The 20,128-nt window shown below is 49.6% G+C and carries 15 protein-coding genes; 6 read left to right on the top strand and 9 right to left on the bottom strand.

Features of this window, described 5'->3' with window-relative positions; genetic code table 11:
• Positions 1-27: 27 nt before the first annotated feature.
• From ICL55_RS32580 to ICL55_RS32565, 4 genes are all read left to right on the top strand, one after another.
• Positions 28-1,209 (top strand): putative sugar nucleotidyl transferase, encoded by a 1,182-nt coding sequence (locus tag ICL55_RS32580; protein ID WP_188105732.1) that lies wholly within the window; start codon positions 28-30, stop codon positions 1,207-1,209.
• A gap of 18 nt (positions 1,210-1,227) precedes the next feature.
• The gene (gene tpiA, locus ICL55_RS32575; protein ID WP_188105730.1) at positions 1,228-1,989 is read left to right on the top strand and encodes a triose-phosphate isomerase; all 762 of its coding nucleotides are present in this window, start codon (positions 1,228-1,230) and stop codon (positions 1,987-1,989) included.
• Between the two features lie 185 nt (positions 1,990-2,174).
• Positions 2,175-2,771 (top strand): 2'-5' RNA ligase family protein, encoded by a 597-nt coding sequence (locus ICL55_RS32570; RefSeq protein ID WP_188105728.1) that lies wholly within the window; start codon positions 2,175-2,177, stop codon positions 2,769-2,771.
• A 416-nt stretch (positions 2,772-3,187) separates the two neighbouring features.
• Positions 3,188-3,472: an acylphosphatase gene (locus ICL55_RS32565; RefSeq protein WP_188105726.1), complete on the top strand. Its 285-nt coding sequence runs from the start codon at positions 3,188-3,190 to the stop codon at positions 3,470-3,472.
• Between the two features lie 484 nt (positions 3,473-3,956).
• Here the strand turns inward: ICL55_RS32565 and ICL55_RS32560 are convergent, their stop codons facing one another.
• Both ICL55_RS32560 and ICL55_RS32555 read right to left on the bottom strand, forming a co-directional pair.
• Entirely contained in the window at positions 3,957-6,182 is a 2,226-nt protein-coding gene (locus ICL55_RS32560; protein WP_188105724.1) for a M56 family metallopeptidase, read from the bottom strand.
• Between the two features lie 20 nt (positions 6,183-6,202).
• Complete coding sequence (locus ICL55_RS32555) at positions 6,203-6,592, bottom strand: BlaI/MecI/CopY family transcriptional regulator (RefSeq protein ID WP_188105722.1); 390 nt, start codon at positions 6,590-6,592, stop codon at positions 6,203-6,205.
• 407 nt (positions 6,593-6,999) lie between these two features.
• On the opposite strand from ICL55_RS32555, the gene ICL55_RS32550 reads away from it, so the two are divergent.
• Positions 7,000-9,375, top strand: a complete 2,376-nt coding sequence (locus tag ICL55_RS32550; protein WP_188105720.1) for an ABC transporter permease — start codon at positions 7,000-7,002, stop codon at positions 9,373-9,375.
• Here ICL55_RS32550 and ICL55_RS32545 read toward each other — a convergent pair.
• From ICL55_RS32545 to ICL55_RS32530, 4 genes are all read right to left on the bottom strand, one after another.
• Complete coding sequence (locus tag ICL55_RS32545) at positions 9,361-10,218, bottom strand: sterol desaturase family protein (RefSeq protein WP_188105719.1); 858 nt, start codon at positions 10,216-10,218, stop codon at positions 9,361-9,363. The genes ICL55_RS32550 and ICL55_RS32545 overlap by 15 nt on opposite strands.
• 97 nt (positions 10,219-10,315) lie before the next feature.
• Positions 10,316-11,179 carry a DUF4249 domain-containing protein gene (locus ICL55_RS32540; RefSeq protein WP_188105717.1) on the bottom strand — a complete coding sequence of 288 codons (864 nt, stop codon included), beginning with the start codon at positions 11,177-11,179 and terminating at the stop codon, positions 10,316-10,318.
• Between the two features lie 20 nt (positions 11,180-11,199).
• The gene (locus ICL55_RS32535) at positions 11,200-13,581 is read right to left on the bottom strand and encodes a TonB-dependent receptor (RefSeq protein WP_188105715.1); all 2,382 of its coding nucleotides are present in this window, start codon (positions 13,579-13,581) and stop codon (positions 11,200-11,202) included.
• Positions 13,582-13,798: 217 nt separating this feature from the next.
• Positions 13,799-14,011, bottom strand: a complete 213-nt coding sequence (locus ICL55_RS32530; protein ID WP_188105713.1) for a hypothetical protein — start codon at positions 14,009-14,011, stop codon at positions 13,799-13,801.
• Between the two features lie 108 nt (positions 14,012-14,119).
• On the opposite strand from ICL55_RS32530, the gene ICL55_RS32525 reads away from it, so the two are divergent.
• Positions 14,120-15,115, top strand: coding sequence for a helix-turn-helix transcriptional regulator (locus tag ICL55_RS32525; RefSeq protein ID WP_188105711.1), 996 nt, complete (start codon positions 14,120-14,122; stop codon positions 15,113-15,115).
• A gap of 102 nt (positions 15,116-15,217) precedes the next feature.
• Here the strand turns inward: ICL55_RS32525 and ICL55_RS32520 are convergent, their stop codons facing one another.
• From ICL55_RS32520 to ICL55_RS32510, 3 genes are all read right to left on the bottom strand, one after another.
• Complete coding sequence (locus ICL55_RS32520) at positions 15,218-15,847, bottom strand: NAD(P)-dependent oxidoreductase (protein ID WP_188105709.1); 630 nt, start codon at positions 15,845-15,847, stop codon at positions 15,218-15,220.
• Between the two features lie 246 nt (positions 15,848-16,093).
• Entirely contained in the window at positions 16,094-18,286 is a 2,193-nt protein-coding gene (locus ICL55_RS32515; RefSeq protein ID WP_188105707.1) for a sodium-translocating pyrophosphatase, read from the bottom strand.
• A gap of 249 nt (positions 18,287-18,535) precedes the next feature.
• Positions 18,536-20,053, bottom strand: coding sequence for an NAD(P)H-hydrate dehydratase (locus tag ICL55_RS32510; protein ID WP_188105704.1), 1,518 nt, complete (start codon positions 20,051-20,053; stop codon positions 18,536-18,538).
• Between the last annotated feature and the right edge of the window lie 75 nt (positions 20,054-20,128).

Genomic DNA, 20,128 nt, shown 5'->3' with positions numbered 1-20,128 from the left:
GATGGGATTTTTTATTTTTAACCCCTTATGGAGCGTCATTACATTCTTTTCGACACGCCCGAACGCAACCTGTTATACCCCTTTACGTATACAAGACCCATTGCAGCCTGCAGAGTAGGAATTCTTACCCTCCAGGAAAAGTGGGAGCATTGGCTGGGTACAGGTGTCAGTCATTTTACCGTACCTCATTTGCAGGAGAAGTTTCCGCTGCGCCGTGGAGATGACGTGGTGATGAACGTGCTGATCAACGGGCACCTGATGCCCGACGAGCAGCTGGTGGCAGCCATTCAGGCTTTGGGGCCGGATGAGGAATTATATAAAGACAACCATCTGGTAGCGAAGGTGGTACAGGGGAAGGAAGTTCACCTGTTGCCCGCTGCCAGTCGCAAGAATTATACAGGCCCGGTGGCTGGTATTTTCAGGCCCTGGGACATTTTTTTGCAGAACGATCGTGCCATCCGGGACGATTTTCGGCTGTTGACCAAAGGGCGTACCTCTGCGCCGCTGCCGGAAGGTTGCCAGGTATCACATCCTGAAAATGTGTTCCTGGAGCCGGGGGCCGCCGTGCACTGCAGTATCCTTAACGCTGCCACCGGTCCTATTTATATCGGCAGCAACGCCCTTATTATGGAGGGGTGTACTATCAGAGGACCGCTGGCGATGGGAGAAGGGGCCGTTTTAAAAATGGGCGCCAAAATATACGGCGCCACTACGCTGGGACCTTATTGTATCGGTGGCGGGGAAATCAAAAACAGCGTATTTTTCGGCTATTCCAATAAATCACATGATGGTTACATCGGTGATGCGGTGATTGGCGAATGGTGTAATCTTGGAGGCAATACCACCTGTTCCAATGTGAAAAACAATGCGGGGGTGGTGAAAGTGTGGATGGAGGCCAGGCAGGATACAGAGCCGGCGGGGCAGAAGTGTGGCGTGATGATGGGCGATTATAGTCGCACCGGCATCAATACCATGTTGAACACCGGTACAGTGGTGGGCGTATCCTGTAATATTTTCGGCGCCGGATTTCCACCTGTTTTTCTGTCTTCCTTCAGTTGGGGGCATCAGGTGGGGATGACCGGTTACCGGTTGCCGGAGGCGTTGCGGGACGCAGCAGCCTGGATGGGCTTCAAAGGCCATCAGCTGGGAGATGCCGATCGCAGGATACTGGAAGCCATTTTCAGGGAAACAAACACACAACGACCATAAAACTTAATATCACAGTACATGAGAAAAAAAATTGTTGCAGGTAACTGGAAGATGAACCTTACACTGGCACAGGGTGAGCAATTGATCAACGACATATTGCAGGCCGGTCTTAAACTGGCTGAAGGGCAGGAAGTAGTGGTGGCCACCCCTTTCCCATATCTGACCAAGGCCAAGGCGCTGCTGAAAAACTATCCCGGCTTTTTCGTAGCGGCACAGAACTGTGCCAGCGAGAAGTCCGGCGCTTATACCGGCGAAGTTTCCGCAGAAATGTTGCAGTCAGTGGGGGTGGATTATGTGATCATCGGCCATTCTGAAAGAAGGGAATACTTCCAGGAAAGCAACGCGATACTGGCGAAGAAAGTAGACCAGGCGCTGGCTGCCGGCATCAAGCCGATTTTCTGCTGCGGTGAGCCGCTGGCTATCCGTCAGGCGGAGACACAAAATGAATTTGTAGCGAAACAGCTTGAAGAGAGCCTGTTTCATCTGACTGTGGAGCAACTGAAAGACGTGGTCATTGCCTATGAGCCGATTTGGGCTATTGGTACCGGGCTGACTGCCAGCGCAGCGCAGGCGCAGGATATGCACGCTTTTATCCGTTCACAGATAGCTAATAAATTTGGCCGTGAAGCAGCGCTGCACCTGACTATTTTGTATGGTGGCAGTGCTAAGCCGGGCAATGCAGCGGAACTCTTTGCCAATCCTGATGTAGACGGTGGCCTGATTGGTGGCGCCTCTCTGGTAGCGAATGATTTCGTAGCGATTATTCAACATCTCGGTTAGTATTTTTTAGCAAGATATAAAAGGAGCAGGGATAGGCCGAAAGGCTTATCCCTGCTTTGTTTTAGGCTATTGGATGAGTTGGGTGCGTATTTTTTTAGTATAAAATGCTAAAAAAATTAGTATTTCCGAAAAAAGGATGTATATTTGTATTGTCATTCTAACAGTCAGTGTTAAAATATCAGGTTATGAATACGAATTATGAAACTTCGGAAGCGTTATTTGATTATTTGCTGGTAGTGAATCCGGATGTTGTGGTATCGAAAGATGTAAACCGTATACGGCAGTTTATCGCAACGTCTTTGGAAGATGCTGCGAGCATTACATCACCGGTGTACATTCCTTTATTCAGGTCCGAGTTTCCGGCGCGTTTTGAAAATGACTTTATTGACATGGTGGAAGAAGTAGCCAAGCGTCAGTCAGGTTTTGCGATTTATACATCCAGATTGGAGGCGGTAAGGCATGCCGATGGCCGGCAGAGCATTTGTGTGAATGTGGCCAATCCCAAGCCGTTGGTAGAGCTGCACAAGAGCATTATGCAGTGTTTCGATCTGAAGCCGCAGGCATTTAAGCCCGGGATGACGATCGCGCGCGGGCTCGATGACGCAGCCATCAGCAAAGTATTGCCGGCCTTAACGCAACGGTTATTTGTGCGGAGTTTTAACTGCCATTGTTTTACCCTGCTGAAGCGGCCGGTGACAGGTGGTAAATATCAACGCGTGAGAGATATTGTGTTTGGAGACATCGAGCATATGACAGGATCTTTGTTCAATTATGCTGCTTAGCAGGTTGGGCTTTTTATATATCATTGTCTGAATCGGGAAGAGCCGGATTGGAGATGCATTGGATGAAAATTGAACGGACCGTATCATGAATGCCCGCAGCGGGAAGGCTTTCAGCCTATTATTTTGTGACCCCTGTTTCTTCAATTTTCATCTGTAGTTTGTTTCCCTCAAGTTAACCATTCTCAGTCTTTCCTTAAATGTGTGGTAGCTGTCATGGCTTGTTCCGGTAGTACCGGTGAAGGGTGATCACCATCGAATCTGCTTTTGTGGATGAGGTGTCCTACTGCCGGATAAAACTATTTCAGCGCCCCGGGATTAATCGTTACATTCGTTTGACCATAGAACCTATATGGCCGATGGATCATGCTGGTCCGTATTCATCCTGATTCAGACATTTAGAGATAACCATTGACGTTATGACAACCAAATCAATCGTACACAAAGAGATCATCGTGAAGGGCCGGGTGCAGGGTGTAGGTTACCGGGCTAATGCGAAACATATGGCGGATCTGCTGGGCGTACAGGGGCAGATCAAAAACATGCCGGACAAAGCAGTATGGATTTTAGCGGAAGCGGAAGAACCGGTAATGGAGCAATTTCTGACCTGGTGCCGTAAAGGGCCGGCCATGGCTAAAGTAACAGAAATGGAGATCAGTGTGGGACCTGTGCAGCATGTCGCCGGATTTACGATACTCCATTGATGCAGTTATCGCCCTTTTCTATTCACCGTTTTCATTCATCACATTCATTTGGAGTGGTAAACCCAGGTTGCAGTTCGTGAATGCTAATTCGTATTCCGTAATTCATATTCCGTAATTCGTATGATGTGAGTCATACCTCCAAATTCATCATTTCTACAGTCAGATTTTTAATCCGTGAAGCCCTAATTCAACATTCGTAATTCGTAATTCGTAATTCGCATTTCGCATTTCGTAATTCGTAATTCGTAATTCGTAATTCGTAATTCGTATTGAGGTTACTATCCTTCTACATATACCTGGTTAGATAACAGGTACTGGTGTTCCTTTCCTATGCCTGGACTACCGCTTTCCCTATTGGGCGGTAGTCCTGAAATAAAGAAAAGCGCAAAGAATATGACGGGTCGCTGACGCAACTCCAGCCGTATCATTCTTTGCGCTTTTTCTATGATGATGAAGAACGTTTTTTTCCCTTTATGAGAAACGATTAATCTTCGATGCTGATATTGAGATTGCCGGGTTCAGCCTGCCGGATATAGGTCCGTTTGTTCTGCAGGTATTGACTATATTTTTCGGCAACATTATCAGGTTGTTTGGTACCGTTGATATACAGACCGTTGCTGTTCTTTTCAATGGTGAAGGAATGCTGATTGTCGATCAGTTTATCATCCGCCATTTTATTGATCATTTCGCGATATTTTTTGGAGGAGTTGTTGGCCTTTTCCCGGGCAATATCTGCGTTTTCGCGGGCTCTGTCGGCTTGCTGGCGGGCTTTGTCCGCCTCACGGAACATGATGTCCCGTTGCTCATCCATCCGTTTGTGCATTTGCATTTGTTTGGACAGTGCGGAATCGCGCATGACCAGCATTCTTTGTTGGTTGGTAGCAAGTGCTTTATCCCGCATGCGGCTCATTTCCTTCAGCTGATGTGTTCTGTCGGCCTCCATTTTTTTGCGGTTGGTTTCCCATTCCTTGCGGAATTTCTCGCTCTGTTTCCTGAATTTCTCACTGTGCGCTTTCCACTCTTCATTATCGAAATCAAATTTGAAGTTAATGCTGTTTTTTATGTCCTGCTGCATTTGCGACCAGTCGATATTTTTCAGCGCTTCTTTTGCGGCTTCCTGGGCTGCCTGTGATTCTTCGGCGATGGCTTTCCAGTCGATTTTATCTACAGCAGACTGTGCTTCTGCCTGAATCTTTTTGATATCCACTTCTTTCAGCTGTTGCATTGCTTTTTCCACGCTTTGTTGTGCCCGTTGCAGATTTTTTCTGGCAGCTTCTGAGCTGCGGGAGTAGCGTTCCGGTGTGGTATCGGACAACATCGGCGGCATTGGCGGCATCGGTGGCATGGGAATCGTGGGAGTCGTGGGAATCACGGTCATGGAGGGCGTGGGTGTTGAAAAAGGATGCAACATCTGGCCCTTGCTATTCATCACAATAACATTTTGTGGTGTTTGTATGTTGGCCGGGATGGGTTTTTCAGGAGCATTCGGTGGCGGTGGAGGAGGCGCTGGAGCATCGGGAATTTCGTCTGCTGCCGGTGGCGCGTCCGGTACTACAACAGGTGCTGGCGGTGCGTCCGGTACCACGACTGGCGGCGTTGGCGGAGCAGGCGGCATTGGGATGCTGGTATCAGCTGCCGCGGCGCTTTCCGGTTGTTTGTGGCCGGCATCTTTCCCTTTGGCAGGGTTGAGCCATGCGATGGACACCAGGGCAGTGGCAATGATCAGGACTGCTAATAATTTTTGACTATAGTTAAGATGTTTTGTTTTCATCTCCATAATTCTTTTGATGCGGTGAAACAGATGTTGTTTGTCATCTGCAGCAGCCATGGCCATGGGGTTGGAAGTTAACCGGTACGTTTCCAGTGCCATCAAAGCTTTGGCATAATGCAGCGGTTGGACGGTGCCATCGATCACGAGGTCGTCGCAACAGTGTTCCCTTTCCTGGCGGATGATACGGGAAATCAGCCATACGAAAGGATTAAAGAAGAGGATTGTTTCTACAATGGATTGGAAGATATTCAACAGATAATCATTGCGTTTTACGTGTGCCAGTTCATGCAGCAAAATGGCTTCCAGCTGCTCTTCCGACAGATTGTTGACCATCGCGACGGGCAACAGGATGATCGGTTTCAGGAATCCCAGCATCACCGGCACCTGAACATAGCGTGATACCAGCAGTTTTACCGGACGGGATAACTTCAGTCTGGCCATGAGCCGGCGCAGATGTTTTTCCCAGGTCTCGCCCATCGGCTCCACCATCGTGGTACGGATATGATGCAGCTGTACCAGATCAGACGTGAGTTTGATCGTCATGAGCAACATGCCGGCCAGGTATAAGGTGACAATTATAGGGAAGCAGAGTTCCAGGCTGGGAAACAGCTCCACCATTCTCAGTTGGCCCTGATAGGGCGCCGCTGTTGGTTGTGCCATCGCAGCCATTTCTGCTGCATTGGCAGGAGTGTATTGTACCAGCAGTTCTTTGGCAGCGGTAATGGTATGCCATTGCTGATAAAACGTGATCAGGAACCAGGCGAATATTCCGGAGAGTGCAAAAAACGACAGGTTGTATTTAATCCGGGCACTGGCCATGGGCCATAGTTTCAGCACTACTCTCAGGCAGGCATATACGAAGAAAGCCTGCCATAAGGCATGGAGTATGCTCCAGCCAAGCGCGCGCACCAGATCGCCGGTAATAGGTAATAAGTTCATAGTAGTGTCTGTTTTACCTGTTATCGTTTTTGTTGTTTTTCTATTTCCGCTAAGTATTCCCTGATTTTTTCCAGTTCCGCTTCAGAAGAGCGATGTTGTCCCAATGCCTGCATAACCAGGCTGGTAGCCGATCCGCCGAAGACAGTGTCTATCATTTTATTTAACAGCTGCTGCCGGGTTTTTTCCTGGGAAACAGCCGCTTTATACACGTGGGTCTTACTGCTGGTATCACGTTCCAGCAGGTCCTTGTCATGCATGATCTGCATCAGCTTCAGCGTAGTGGTATAGCCGGCATCTTTGGTGGCAGAGAGGATATCATGCACCTCCCGTACGGTGCAGGGACCTTTCTCCCAGAGAATGCTTAGTATCTCCAACTCGCTTTCTGTAGGCTTTATTTGTTTCACAGTCATGATGTTTTATCAAGGATGATTATTGTTGTACGAATATCTTCGTAGCTAATGTACGATTGTTTTCGTAAATGCAAAATAAATTATCGGTGAAAATGATCAGGGTGGTAAAAAAAGGATGAACGGAAAAGAGAGGGGAGACTGTCGTTTCAGGTTGGTAGCGGACGGTTCGCGGTTTCGCCGGCCTGAAAAAAGCGAGTACTATTTCCTCTTGTATGGAACCGATTACCCACTCATGAGATAGGTAACCCGACGATGATTATCAGGAAATTCCGCTTCGTGAAACCGGACAAAAAATTGTCTGATAATGAACAAAACATACTATTTTTAATATGTAAACATATGGTAGGTATATTACTCGTATGTTGGCATTTTCTTCGCGGCCACACTGTCATTCAAATCATCCGAGCATGATCCGCAACTACCTTAAAATTGCTTTTCGCCATTTTACGCAGCATAAACTGTACGCAGGGCTTAATATTATTGGTCTGGCTACCGGAATGGCCGTGGCACTGATGATTGGATTATGGATCTGGGATGAATGGTCCTATAACCACTATCATACGCAGCATAACCGCATCGCCAGGGTGATGAGCACACAGCTGGACAATGGCGCGCTGGTGACCAGCAACGGGATATGTATCCCGCTGGCAGACGAGCTGCGGAACAAATACGGTGCGGACTTTAAGAGGGTCGCCGTCGTTTTCCCGACATATAACCACGTGCTGGCCAATGGGGAGACAAAAGTTTCCGCCATAGGACGGTGGACACAACCAGACCTGCCGGCGATGTTATCACTGCGCATGATCACTGGTCGCCAGGATGCGCTGAATGATCCTTCCTCTGTGCTGCTTTCCCAATCGCTGGCGCAGGCATTGTTCGGGCAGGTTGACCCCATGAACCGCCTGCTGCGCATGGACAACCGTATGGACCTGAAAGTGGCCGGCGTGTATGAAGACCTGCCAGACAATACTACCTTCCATGATACCAAGCTGTTGCTGCCATGGGGAAAAGCCCTACAGGAACTCGTTTGGCTGAAAGACGCGACCAGCGACTGGACTACCCATCACTGGGAGCTGATCGTGGAATTGAATGAACATGCGAAACCTGCTATCGTATCAGATAAAATCAAAAACCTGGTACAGGCGCATATCACAACAGGAAAGGAAAACATCTTTCTGCAACCCATGAATCAATGGCATCTCTATAATGAATTCAGGGATGGTGTCAATACAGGAGGCCGTATCGGTACCGTGAAGCTAATGGGCACCATCGGACTGTTCGTATTGCTGCTGGCGGTGATTAATTTCATGAACCTTGCTACGGCCCGCGGTGAGCAACGTGCACGGGAGGTGGGGCTGCGGAAGGCAATCGGGTCGTACAGAAGCCAGCTGATAGGGCAATTTCTGACGGAATCTATCCTGGTCGCATTGCTGGCCATGATATGCTGTTTGGTGACGGTGCAGTGTTCCCTGTTTTTCTTTAACAGCCTGGCGGATAAACATATGACGCTACCTCTCGGGAACGCGCTTTTCTGGCTGGCGATAGTGTTGTTTACGTTATGTGTGGGCCTGTTGGCAGGCAGTTATCCCGCGTTTTATCTTTCCCGCTTTGAACCGGTAAAGGTGTTGAAAGGAACATTCCCTGCCGGCAAAGCTGCGTGGCTGCCCCGTCAAACGCTGATCGTGCTGCAATTCACGGTGTCCGTTACGTTGATCATTGGTACATTGGTGGTCTTCCGCCAGCTGCAGCACGTCCGCAACCGGCCTGCTGGTTACGCCAGAGAAGGGCTGATAACACTGGGCGTCAATACACCACAACTATACCAGGCGAATTACAACACACTGCACCGCGACCTGATGGAAACAGGCGCGGTGGCTGATATGGCCTACTCCACAGCTGCCACGACAGAAGCGCCGGAGAATGAAAAGAGTTTTAGCTGGAAAGGGAAAGATCCCAATATCGTCCCTCAACTGAAAATAGTGGGCGTGTCTCACGATTACGGCCATACGATTGGTTGGAAGATCAAAGACGGCCGTGACTTCTCGCGGGATTATCCGGCGGATACCGGTACGCTGGTCCTCAACGAAGCGGCGGTGCGACTAATGGGTTTTAGTCATCCGGTAGGGGAGCTTGTGGAGTATGGTGATGTGCCTTGCCGGGTGATTGGAGTGGTCGCGGATATGATCATGGAATCGCCCTATCAGCGCGTGTCGCCGATGATTTTCCAGCTGGACTACAAATGGTATAATTTCATTACTGTCCGCATCAGACCGGGAATGCCGGTGGTGGCCGCGCTGGACAGGATAGGAAAAGTATTCCGTCAATACAATCCGGCAGCTCCCTTTGAATATAAATTTGTAGATGAAGCCTATGCCCGTAAGTTCTCCGACGAACAGCGCCTGGGTCGTCTGGCTGCGGTATTTGCCGTGTTGGCCATATTCATTTCCTGCCTTGGCTTATTTGGATTATCTGCCTTTGTGGTTTCGCAACGCACCAAAGAAATCGGTATCCGCAAGGTATTGGGTGCTTCAGAGCTGAACCTGTGGGCGCTGTTGACAGCCGATTTTGTACGTCTCACCGTGTTGTCCGTTGTCATAGCAGTGCCCCTGGGATATTGCGGCATGCACTACTGGTTGCAGCAATATGCTTACCGCACCAGCCTGGTGTGGTGGATATTTCTGATGGCAGGGGGTATGGCCTTGGTGGTAGCCTTGCTGACGGTGAGCTTCCAGAGTATCAGGGCTGCCCGCATGAATCCTGGCCGGAGTTTATCGGCCTCTTAATTGTTTGGTGGTTTGCCGGCTGCCATCGGGGCTCCAGCCCGGTGCATCCAGGAGATAGTGCCACGCTTCGCGCAGAGACCGCGCCCGTCGCAGGTCGCGCCAGATATCCACCCACTCATGGGTGGCAATACGAAGAGGATTGTAGGTATGAATATTTTTGGTGAGCCCATAGGCAGGCCGCTGCTTTTCGGCCGTAAACGTACCGAACATGCGGTCCCAGATAATCAGCATCCCGCCATGATTGCGGTCCAGATAATCAAGGTCGGAGCCATGATGTACCCGGTGGTGGGAAGGCGTGTTGAAAATAAACTCAATAGGGCGTGGTAGTTTGTTGATCACCTCCGTATGTATCCAGAACTGATAAATGAGGCTGATGGCCTGCATACTCAATACCATAATGGGATGGAACCCTACAAGCGGCATCCATAGCCAGAACAGGAAGGTGCCGGTGAGATTACCGGTCCAGTTCTGACGCAGCGCCGTCGCCAGTGTATACTTTTGGGAAGAATGATGAATGACGTGGGAAGCCCAGAAGAAGCGGACGGTATGGCTACTGCGGTGAAACCAGTAGTAACTGAAATCATCTGCAAAAAAGCATAATATCCAGGCCCACCAGGTAAAGCCGAGGGTAAAGAGCCGGAATTCGTAAACAAAGAGATAAATGCCGAGGATAACGCCTTTGGTAAACAGGCCGATGAAAACATTGCCCAGCCCCATGGCAATGCTGCTGAGGGCGTCTTTGGGCTCGTAAAGATTCCGGTGGTCTATCGTGGTAATGATGATCTCCAGCAGTATCAACAACACAAAGCCGGGAATGGCATACATGATCAGGTTAGGAGGCATAAAAAGAAATTTGGCTATTCAGGTATTTGGTTATTTAATTTACGATTTTTTGATCGTCTGTAAATCACCAGCTACCTAAATAGCCAAATTTATCTTGTTATTTTACCGGTTTTTCCGACCGGCTAACGCCAGACGTACCAAACCAGCCCAGGATTTTGGTTTTCCCGGAAGGAGTAGTGTTGTCAACATTCGATTTTACGTTCTCCAGCACTTTGGCAAACAATCCGCCGGCATTCACCTGTTGATCTACCTGCGTCAGGAACTCGTGACTGCGCTTGGTGACTGATTTCAGCTTTACGATCACTTTTTCATTGGGTTGGAACGGCTTGTCGAAATCCGTGATGCTTTCAGCGATGGGCACAATGAAAACAGCACCGTCGGACACGCCTTCATCATAGGAACCGTCAATAGAGAAGGCATCGCGCAGGCGGCGTGTAGTATCGGTGCGGTAGGAGCGGATCCAGTAGTAGTCCGTAGGACCGCCTTCAATGTCTCTGGCATGCATGGTGGCATAGTATCCTTCCTTACCAGACATGGCCTCTTCTTTTTTCTTGAATTTCAGGGTGATAGAATCGATCTGGGGCACCCTTTTCAGGGTGTCATACGCTTCAAAGATCTCCCCTTTGTATTCCACATGCAGTTTGTAGGCATGGTCAACAATACCAATCGGGCTGCTGGTAGCGTCATAAGTGTAGGCGTTTTCCTTAAACGCAAACGGATAAGACTTGCCATTGGTCAGATCGTAAAGGGTAATGGACGCATCGTTGATGATAGGCGCCGGGTTGTTGTCTGTAAAAGGCACAGACATGGTGAATTTGATCGTTTGCGGCGCGGCCTCGTTGGTAATCCAGGCGTCGAGCACCGGGTAGGATTTACCCGGGGCTATATCCAGATCTATTTTATCCTCGCAGGCCGTAAGCGTTGCTAACGCTGATATGATGAATAATGACAGTTTTTTCATTAGTTTCTTTTTTAGACAGATTAAAATTTGAAGTTGTACGTGATCCCCGGGATGATGGAACCGATGATAGACAGGCGAACAGATTCGCGTTTGTTAGGATCATCCTCATTCTGCTTGAAGTAAATGCTGTAGGCATTTCTACGGGCATACACGTTATACAGGGAAAATACCCATTCTCCTTTCCAGCGTTTCAACTGTTTGCCTTTAAGGGTAAAGGACAGGTCCAGACGGTGGAATGCCGGCAGGCGGTAGTTGTTTCTTTTCTCGGTGCTGTTGTAAGGAATATCCCAGTCCTGGAACTGCAGCCTGTTGTCAGCATAGGTGCCGGGCGTACCGGAAGCATATACCCAGTTGGCGGACAGAGAGTGTCTCTTCGTGAATTCATGTGTAAGCACGAGGTTGAAGTTGTGCGTACGGTCGTAGCGGTTCAGGAACCATTCATCGAGACTGATACCTGGTGTTTTTCTTTCTGAGCGGGACAGGGTATAGCTGATCCAGCCGGTAGTTTTACCAATATTCTTTTTAGCATACAGCTCAATACCATAAGCGCGGGTCTGAGAAGGCAGCAGGTCGGCTTCGATCAGCTGGTTCAACTGCAGGTTGGCATTGTCGATATAGTCCAGTTGATGATCGGTGGTTTTATAGAAAGCTTCTGCGGAGAACTCATAAGAGTCGTTGGGAGAATTGTAGAAGTAACCAACAGTGTACTGGTCAGACAAGGCGGGCTCGATGTTGTTGGTGCTGGGTGTCCAGATATCGAGCGGGGTGGGAGACGCAGTATTGGAGAGCTGGTGCATGAACTGAGTAGTACGGCTGTAGGCTACTTTCACGGCATGTTCATCGTTGATGGCATAGCGGGCGCTGAGTCGTGGCTCGAAGTAGTAATAACCCTTGATCAGTTCATTAGCGCCGTAGGCTTTGCTGCCGATGAGTGTTCTGCGGATACCGGGTGTGGTATCGTTAAAGTAGTAGGCGGTTCCTTTACCCAGCAGTTGGTAAGCAGAGAGGCGGCCACCGTACTGGATACCGAATTTTTTAGTGGGCTTCCATTCATGATCTATGTATACGGCTGATTCCAGTGCGTGTTTCTCGGTCAGCTCTTTCAGGCGGTGTTTGTCGCCCTCAACGCTGCTACCCGTACCCGGACGGAAAGTATAGTAGATGCCCTGTACCCCGAAATGCAGGATGTTATTGGTGTTCAGGTAGTAGGTAAAGGAGGGTTTCAGGCCGTAGTTAATGATATTGGAAGTCCATTTATAGCCTTGCAGCAGTTCATCCTCTTGTTTTTTGGAGCCGTTGCTGAAGTTAAGGCTATAGTCGTATTTAGAGTAGTAGGTGGTAAGGTTCAGGAACAGGCGGTTGGAGAATACGTGGTTCCAGCGCAGGGTGGCGGTGGTATTGCCCCAGTTCATGTCTATATCTTTACCCAATCCGAATTTATCACGGCCGAAGTAGCCGCTCACGAAGAGGGTATTGTTTTTATCGAATTTGTAGTTGGCCTTTGCGGTCAGATCATAGAAGTTCAGTTTGGTATCCTTCATGTCTCCTTTTACGAAAGGTTTCATGAGGATATCGATGTATGATCTTCTGGCAGCAACGATGAAGGACGATTTATCTTTTACCAGGGGGCCTTCTACAGACAGGCGGCTGAAGATGTTGCCGATACCGCCGTTCACGTTGAAGTTCTGGTTGTTACCGTCTTTCATGCGGATATCGAGCACAGAAGAGGTACGGCCACCGTATTCAGCGGGGAAGCCGCCTTTGATCAGGTTGAGGCTTTTTACCGCGTCCGGATTGAATACAGAGAAGAAGCCGAGCATGTGGCTGGAGTTATATACCGGAGCTTCGTCGAGCAGGATGAGGTTTTCATCGCTGTTGCCACCGCGTACGTTGAAGCCGGAAGAGCCTTCCCCTACGGTGGTTACGCCGGGGAGCGTCTGGATGGAACGAATTACATCTACTTCACCCATGAAAGTAGGCAGTTTTTTCATCTGGGCGATGTCGAGGCGGTTGATGCTGGTGTTCAGCGTGTTGACGGCTTTTTCCTGTTTTTGGCCGCTGACGGTGATTTCACTCAGTTGGCTGCTGCTGCTTTCCAGGCGGATGTCGAGGGTTTTGTTGCTATGTAAACTAACAGTTGTTTTAACGGGCGCATATCCCATATACGAAAACTGTAACTCGTGTTCCCCGGCGGGGAGTGTCAGAGAGTAGAAACCGTATTGGTTGGTAACTGTACCAACGCTGGTGCCAGGTTTGCCGATAGAAATTCCCACCAGGCTTTCCCCGTTTTGTTTGTCTTTTACATAACCGCTAACGGTAAAACGTTGCTGTTGTGCGCGTGTTGGACCCATTGCCAGTATCAATACCAGCAAGGTCATCAACATGGTGACCAAAGTTTTCATAATAGGTAAATCTCGATTTAAAATGACGTTTCCTGTTTTTGTGACGTTGCTAATAAGACGTGGTGGGATATTTGTACCCCTATCTGGAGTCAGATTATTTTTTTGGTTAATAATAGGGGGTGAAGATAATCCGGAAAAATGAGAAAGAATATTGAGGTTGAAGCCAGGGGTTATGCTTCAAGCTCAATATTCGGCATAGGATTGGTTTTGAGGGGAATTAATCAAGGATATCGCAACGGAACCCGAGCCGGTTCACAAACTCGATAATGGTTCTTTCTGCCAGTTGCTGGGGGCTGATCACTCTTAAAACCTTGTCGCAGTCCTCAATGTCCACGCTACAGGCATTTACGCTAAAGCTGGCAGAAATGGCATCGATAACATCATCTTTATCCTTAACAGTGTTAATATTTGTACGGAATATTCCAATCATGGCGTTTGGATTTGAATTTTGCGGAATATATTTGTGCAAATTTGCTACTGTTTGTCCGTATAGCTGTTACATGAAAAGGATTAAAACTTATACGAAACGGATTATTTTATGGCTGTAGTAATCAAAAATGAGCTGAACGAAGTATTGCTGCAGGAGGGTTTTCCTTTTTCGCCTGAGGACTTAACGCCTCCCGGGGCCATTGTGGAGGAGAAAAAAGAGCAGCAACTTGATTTTGGCGCCTATAATATACAAGAATGTAAGTTTGACGGGATACATCTGATCATCTGTACTGCGGAGATCTACGAGAACCTGACCGTGGCCTCTGACGATATTATGCCTCATGTATCTATGTTATTTATGGAACAGGGGGATGTGCGTGCCAGGGTGGAAGGGTTAAGGGACAAGTTCCGTTTTTCCTCCCTGGAGCATAATATTATGTATTCTCCTCACCGGGAAGAGACGGCCGAGTTGAGAAAACAGAAAGGTATCCAGGTACTGGGCATGAACTTTTCACCAGAGCGGTTTATTGCCCTGGCCGATAGTAACGGACAGGTATTGGGTAAAATGGCCAATGCTGTTGCCAATAACAAAGGGGTGATTCTGGCAGATAAGATGAACCCGCATATCACGCCCCGCATGAAAGTGGTACTGGGTGAAATACGCCGGTGCCAGTTTAAAGGTGGCCTGAAGAAACTATTCCTGCAGTCAAAGGTGATGGAGCTGCTGGCATTGCAGTGTGATCAGGTGGAGAATGATTTTGGCCATGCGAGGCCCACTCGCCACAATATCACTGCCAGGGAGCTGGAACAGCTGCAGCATGCCCGTTATCTGTTGTTGCGGGACCTCCAGGAACCGCCTTCTTTGGCGGAACTGTCACGTCTTTCCGGCCTGAATGAGTTTAAATTGAAGTCTGGTTTCAAAAACGTGTTTGATAATACCGTCTTTGGTTATTTTAATGACCACCGCCTTCATATGGCGCGGGAGATGATCCTGGCCGGCGGAAAATCCCTCGCTGATATCGCGGATGAAGCAGGATATTCTTCCCCGCAGCATTTTAGTGGCGCGTTTAAAAAGAAGTATGGTATGGCGCCGTCAAAACTATGATGGACGTAGGATATAAACGATGTTAAAAAGCAGCCCGTCGATGATCGATGGGCTGCTTTTTTATGTTGTCAATAAAGTAAATTAAGTTGACTGGTGCGTTGTTTAGTAAGCCACGGTAAATCGTTGTTGAATATGTGCTGGTTTTTCCAGCTCATCGATGAGGGCAACGGCGTAGTCGGCAGTGGAGATTTTGCTCTCGTTGTTGGCGTCGGTGAGGAGCTGATCGCCACCGAGGCGGAATTTGCCGGTGCGTTCGCCGGGTGCGATCATCGCTGCCGGGCTTAATACGGTCCATTGCAGGTCTTTATCCTGTTTGATCACTTTATAGGCTTCGCGGGTAGCGCTGGCGCCTTCTTTCCAGGCCGCCGGGAATTCAGGCGTGTCCAGCAGTTGTATGCCGGGAGCCACTTCCAGGCTGCCTGCACCACTTACGGCAATCAGTCTCTTAATACCAGCCTGTTTCAGTCCGCCGATGATAGCGCGGATAGCCGTTACATAAGTGGCTGTGTCGTGGGCGCTGTAGGCGCTGATAACCGCATCATTGCCGGCTACCAGCTCAGCCACCGCTGCTTCGTTGGTGACATCTCCTTTTTTAACGGTCAGATGATCGTTTTTAACCTGTATTTTTTCCGGGTTACGGACGATGGCGGTCACCTCATGACCTCTGTTTAATGCCTCGTTTAAAAGGGCGCTGCCAATGAATCCTGATGCGCCGATGATCGCTACTTTCATGTTTAATGCGTTTTTGTCGTGATATAATTACAGCCACGAATGACCGATTGTTTAACTGTTTTCTTTTTTATTACAGTTTGATAAGGCAAATGTACAGTACTTTTTTACTGTAACAAAAAAAATTACAGTAAATCGTAAAAAAATAGCGGACGATATGGCCTGTAAAATGATAAGATGCTGTTAATCAATTTTTTGTAAGATTGACAGCGATCATTTCCGGGGGAATCGTCCGCTATGCGGGATTATTTATTTCATGACATACACCTGTTGGGTTTTAGCAGCAGGTAGTGTAACGGTTTTTACCTTCGCTACCGGCGTTTCTTCCCTGGTATGGAATTTTTCAGAGAGGGTAGGCGCTATTACCAGTGACACGATAGACATCAGTTTGATGAGGATGTTCATAGAAGGACCGGAGGTATCTTTGAACGGATCACCAACGGTATCACCGGTTACAGAGGCTTTATGCGGTTCTGATTTTTTATAGAAAGTTTCACCGTTGATTTCCACGCCTTTTTCGAAGGATTTTTTCGCGTTATCCCAGGCGCCGCCGGCGTTGTTTTGGAAGATACCCATCAGCACACCGCTAACGGTGGCGCCGGCGAGGAAACCGCCCAGTACTTCCGGACCAGCGATGAAACCGATCAGCAGCGGGGATATCAGGGCGATCGCACCTGGCAGGATCATTTCACGGATAGAGGCCTGTGTGGAGATCGCCACGCATTTGTCGTATTCCGGTTTGCCGGTGCCTTCCATGATACCGGGTATTTCGCGGAACTGGCGGCGTACTTCTTCCACCATCGCCATGGCTGCGCGGCCTACCGCCGCAATAGCCAGTGAGGAGAAGATGAAGGGGATCATGCCGCCTACAAAGAGGCCTGCCAGCACATCGGCTTTATAGATATCGATGCCTTTGATACCTGCCACGCCCACAAACGCGGCAAACAGTGCCAGCGCGGTAAGGGCTGCAGAAGCGATGGCAAATCCTTTACCGGTAGCAGCGGTGGTGTTACCTACTGCATCGAGGATATCGGTTTTTTCACGCACATCTTTGGGCAGTTCGCTCATTTCAGCAATACCGCCGGCATTGTCGGCGATAGGGCCAAAGGCGTCGATCGCCAGCTGCATCGCCGTGGTGGCCATCATACCGGCAGCGGCAATCGCCACGCCATAGAGGCCGGCAAAGGCATAGGAGCCATAGATGCCCAGCGCCAGCACCAGAATAGGCAGTGCGGTGGATTCCATCCCTACGGACAAACCGCCGATGATATTGGTGGCAGCGCCGGTGGCTGATTGACGGATGATAGAGCGTACAGGGCGTTTGCCCATAGCGGTATAATATTCAGTGATGATGCTCATCAGGGTGCCTACGACCAGGCCTACCACGATGGAACCGAACACCTGTGTTTTAGTGAATTCATGGCCACGAAGTACCATAGGGCCGTCGGGCAGTATCCAGCTAACGAGGAACCAGGAAGCGATGGCGGTGAGGACGATAGAGCCCCAGTTACCCATGTTCAGCGCTTTCTGTACCACGCCGGTATTGAGGCCGGCGCTATCGCTGATGCGTACAAAGAAGGTACCGATCATGGAAAATATGATACCGGTGCCGGCAATCATCATAGGAAGCAGGATGGGGGCGAGGCCACCAAATGCGTCCTGGGAGGTTGTTTCAGAGCCCAGTACCATGGTTGCCAGTACCGTGGCCACATAAGAACCGAAAAGGTCGGCGCCCATACCTGCCACGTCACCTACGTTATCGCCTACGTTGTCTGCGATGGTAGCGGGGTTGCGCGGATCATCCTCCGGGATGCCTGCTTCCACCTTACCTACCAGGTCAGCACCTACGTCGGCCGCTTTGGTATAGATACCGCCGCCTACACGGGCAAAGAGGGCGATGCTCTCTGCGCCCAGTGAGAAACCGGTCAGCACTTCGATGGTCCTGATCATTTCACCGGTATTGGCAGCCGCACCGAAATAAGATTTGAGGATAATGAACAGGGAGCCGAGACCCAGTACAGCCAGACCGGCAACACCCATACCCATAACAGAGCCGCCGGTGAAAGATACGCCCAGTGCCTTAGCGAGACTGGTGCGGGCAGCTTGTGCAGTACGTACGTTGGCTTTGGTCGCTATTTTCATTCCGATAAATCCGGCCGTGGCAGAGAATACAGCGCCTATGATAAAGGCGAGGCCTATCGACCAGTGGGAGGTATGATGGGAAGCCCCCATATAACCCAATAACAGCGCAGCTATGATAACAAAGTAGATGAGTACTTTATACTCCGCTTTCAAAAATGCCATAGCGCCTTCCGCAATATGCTGCGCTATTTCTTTCATCTTTTCATTGCCCGCATCCTGGCGGGAAACCCAGGAACTGCGGACTGCAGTAAATAACAAGGCCAGTAATCCAAAACAGGGAACGAGGAAAACGATACTCATAGAAGCGTATTTAAATTGCTCGGTTGAAAAAATAGCGTATTAACTAAATGTTATCCAATAAATATAGATAATAAAATTTTGAATTAAGCATTACAGGTAAGGAAATACCGCAGGCGGAAAAGAATTAACAGAAAAGCCGGTATGGTGGCCGGTTTTAGCGGAAAAACCGGGGAAAGTCGCTGGTGGCGGGGAAGTATCCGTTGTTACAAGCGGCGCATGAAAACAGGAAGGGCCGGCGGGATAGGCGTTTTAGTAGAAACACTCGAGGAAAGCTGCGCCCAGATGGGAGATGATGTCGCCTGCGGTCATCGCTTCCTGCGACAGCTTCGCTGCAGCGAGGTCGCCGGCATAGCCGTGCAGCCAGGCACCCAGCAATACCGCGGCCTTAGGCGCATAGTCCTGCGCGAGTAACCCGGTGAGGATGCCGGTAAGCACGTCGCCGCTACCGCCGGTAGCCATACCGGGATTGCCGGTGGCGTTAAAATATACAGCGCCGTCAGGGCAGGCGATCGCGGTATAGCGCCCTTTCAGCAGGATATATAGCTGTAGCCGTACTGCCTGTTTGGATAACAGCTCCAGTCGCTCGAAATCATTGACAGACGGGCCAAAGAGGCGCTCAAATTCTTTAGGGTGCGGTGTGAGGATGGAACCGGCCGGCACCTGATATAACAGTGACGGGTATACGGAGAGGATATTCAGTGCATCTGCATCGATCACCATCGGCCGTTTGTAGGTGGTGAGCAGTTTTTCAAAAGAACGGGCGGTAGCGGTGGCGGTGCCCAGCCCCGGCCCGATGCCGATGGTTTTGTAACGGGCATCGGCCTGCTCGTGAAAATGTGCGCTGTGGTCCTGCACTTCATCTGCCACGCTCATGGCGGCAGGCTCGCTGATCTGCATAATATCATACCCACAACGGGGGATATGACAGGTGAGCAGGCCCACTCCCGCACGCAGACAGGCCCTGGCACTGAGCACAGCGGCGCCCATTTTTCCATAGCTACCGGCAATCAGCAGCGCATGGCCAAAAGTGCCTTTATGCGCAAAAGGCGGTCGCGGGGTGTAAATGGTACGCATCATCTCCTTGTCTGCCAGATGATAGCGTGCAGGCGTATGCGTTATATAATCGGGCGACAGCCCTATCGGCAACACCTGTACCTCGCCAACGAGAGCCGCGTTTTCGGGCAACAAAAAAGCGAGTTTATGAAATTCAAAGCTCAGGGTGTAATGTGCCTGTATGACGGGCGTATTGCGGCAACTGGCGTCTGCCATCAGCCCGGAGGGCATATCAATGGCTACAATGGTATGGCGGGAATGCTGGTCGTTGATCTTGTGAATGATACCGGCCAGCCAGCCTTCGATGGGTTTGTTCAGCCCTGTACCAAAAATGGCATCTACAATCACCGCGGAGGCGGGTAGTTCAGGAAAACCCGTGACGTCCGCTATTTCACGGATACGACCGGCATATTGCTGTTGTAATCTCCGGTAATAATATACATAGTCTTCACTGGCCTTGTTACCATATTCGAGCAGACAGGCAGTTACCTGATAACCTTCTTCGAGTAGCCGTTGCGCGATCACCAGTCCGTCGCCGCCATTATTACCTTTTCCACAGAAAACAAAAAAAGCATGGGAAGGAGCAAAGCGGTCCAGCAACCAGTCGGCGCACTTACCGGCAGCCCGCGCCATCAGGTCGGTACTGCTTACAGGCTCATGTGCGATGGTGAAGGCATCTGCCTCCCGGATCTGTGCAGCGGTGAAGATTTTCATATCCTGCTGTTGAACAATAAAAGTAGCTCAAAAATAAGGAACATAAAAAAACGGATCATGCTTGCCTCATGATCC

The sequence above is a fragment of the Chitinophaga varians genome, from assembly GCF_014529945.1.
GTDB lineage: Bacteria > Bacteroidota > Bacteroidia > Chitinophagales > Chitinophagaceae > Chitinophaga > Chitinophaga varians.
The sequence above is the reverse complement of the archived record's forward strand: the minus strand, read 5'-3'. Positions and strand labels throughout refer to the sequence as shown.

Bases quoted from the DNA above. Each gene is read 5' to 3' on its own strand.
- ICL55_RS32530 (WP_188105713.1), bottom strand. From the start codon at position 14,011: ATGATTGGAATATTCCGTACAAATATTAACACTGTTAAGGATAAAGAT.
- ICL55_RS32570 (WP_188105728.1), top strand. From the start codon at position 2,175: ATGAATACGAATTATGAAACTTCGGAAGCGTTATTTGATTATTTGCTG.
- ICL55_RS32540 (WP_188105717.1), bottom strand. From the start codon at position 11,179: ATGAAAAAACTGTCATTATTCATCATATCAGCGTTAGCAACGCTTACG.
- ICL55_RS32555 (WP_188105722.1), bottom strand. From the start codon at position 6,592: ATGACTGTGAAACAAATAAAGCCTACAGAAAGCGAGTTGGAGATACTA.
- ICL55_RS32560 (WP_188105724.1), bottom strand. From the start codon at position 6,182: ATGAACTTATTACCTATTACCGGCGATCTGGTGCGCGCGCTTGGCTGG.
- ICL55_RS32515 (WP_188105707.1), bottom strand. From the start codon at position 18,286: ATGAGTATCGTTTTCCTCGTTCCCTGTTTTGGATTACTGGCCTTGTTA.
- tpiA (WP_188105730.1), top strand. From the start codon at position 1,228: ATGAGAAAAAAAATTGTTGCAGGTAACTGGAAGATGAACCTTACACTG.
- ICL55_RS32520 (WP_188105709.1), bottom strand. From the start codon at position 15,847: ATGAAAGTAGCGATCATCGGCGCATCAGGATTCATTGGCAGCGCCCTT.
- ICL55_RS32545 (WP_188105719.1), bottom strand. From the start codon at position 10,218: ATGCCTCCTAACCTGATCATGTATGCCATTCCCGGCTTTGTGTTGTTG.
- ICL55_RS32550 (WP_188105720.1), top strand. From the start codon at position 7,000: ATGATCCGCAACTACCTTAAAATTGCTTTTCGCCATTTTACGCAGCAT.
- ICL55_RS32525 (WP_188105711.1), top strand. From the start codon at position 14,120: ATGGCTGTAGTAATCAAAAATGAGCTGAACGAAGTATTGCTGCAGGAG.
- ICL55_RS32510 (WP_188105704.1), bottom strand. From the start codon at position 20,053: ATGAAAATCTTCACCGCTGCACAGATCCGGGAGGCAGATGCCTTCACC.
- ICL55_RS32565 (WP_188105726.1), top strand. From the start codon at position 3,188: ATGACAACCAAATCAATCGTACACAAAGAGATCATCGTGAAGGGCCGG.
- ICL55_RS32580 (WP_188105732.1), top strand. From the start codon at position 28: ATGGAGCGTCATTACATTCTTTTCGACACGCCCGAACGCAACCTGTTA.
- ICL55_RS32535 (WP_188105715.1), bottom strand. From the start codon at position 13,581: ATGAAAACTTTGGTCACCATGTTGATGACCTTGCTGGTATTGATACTG.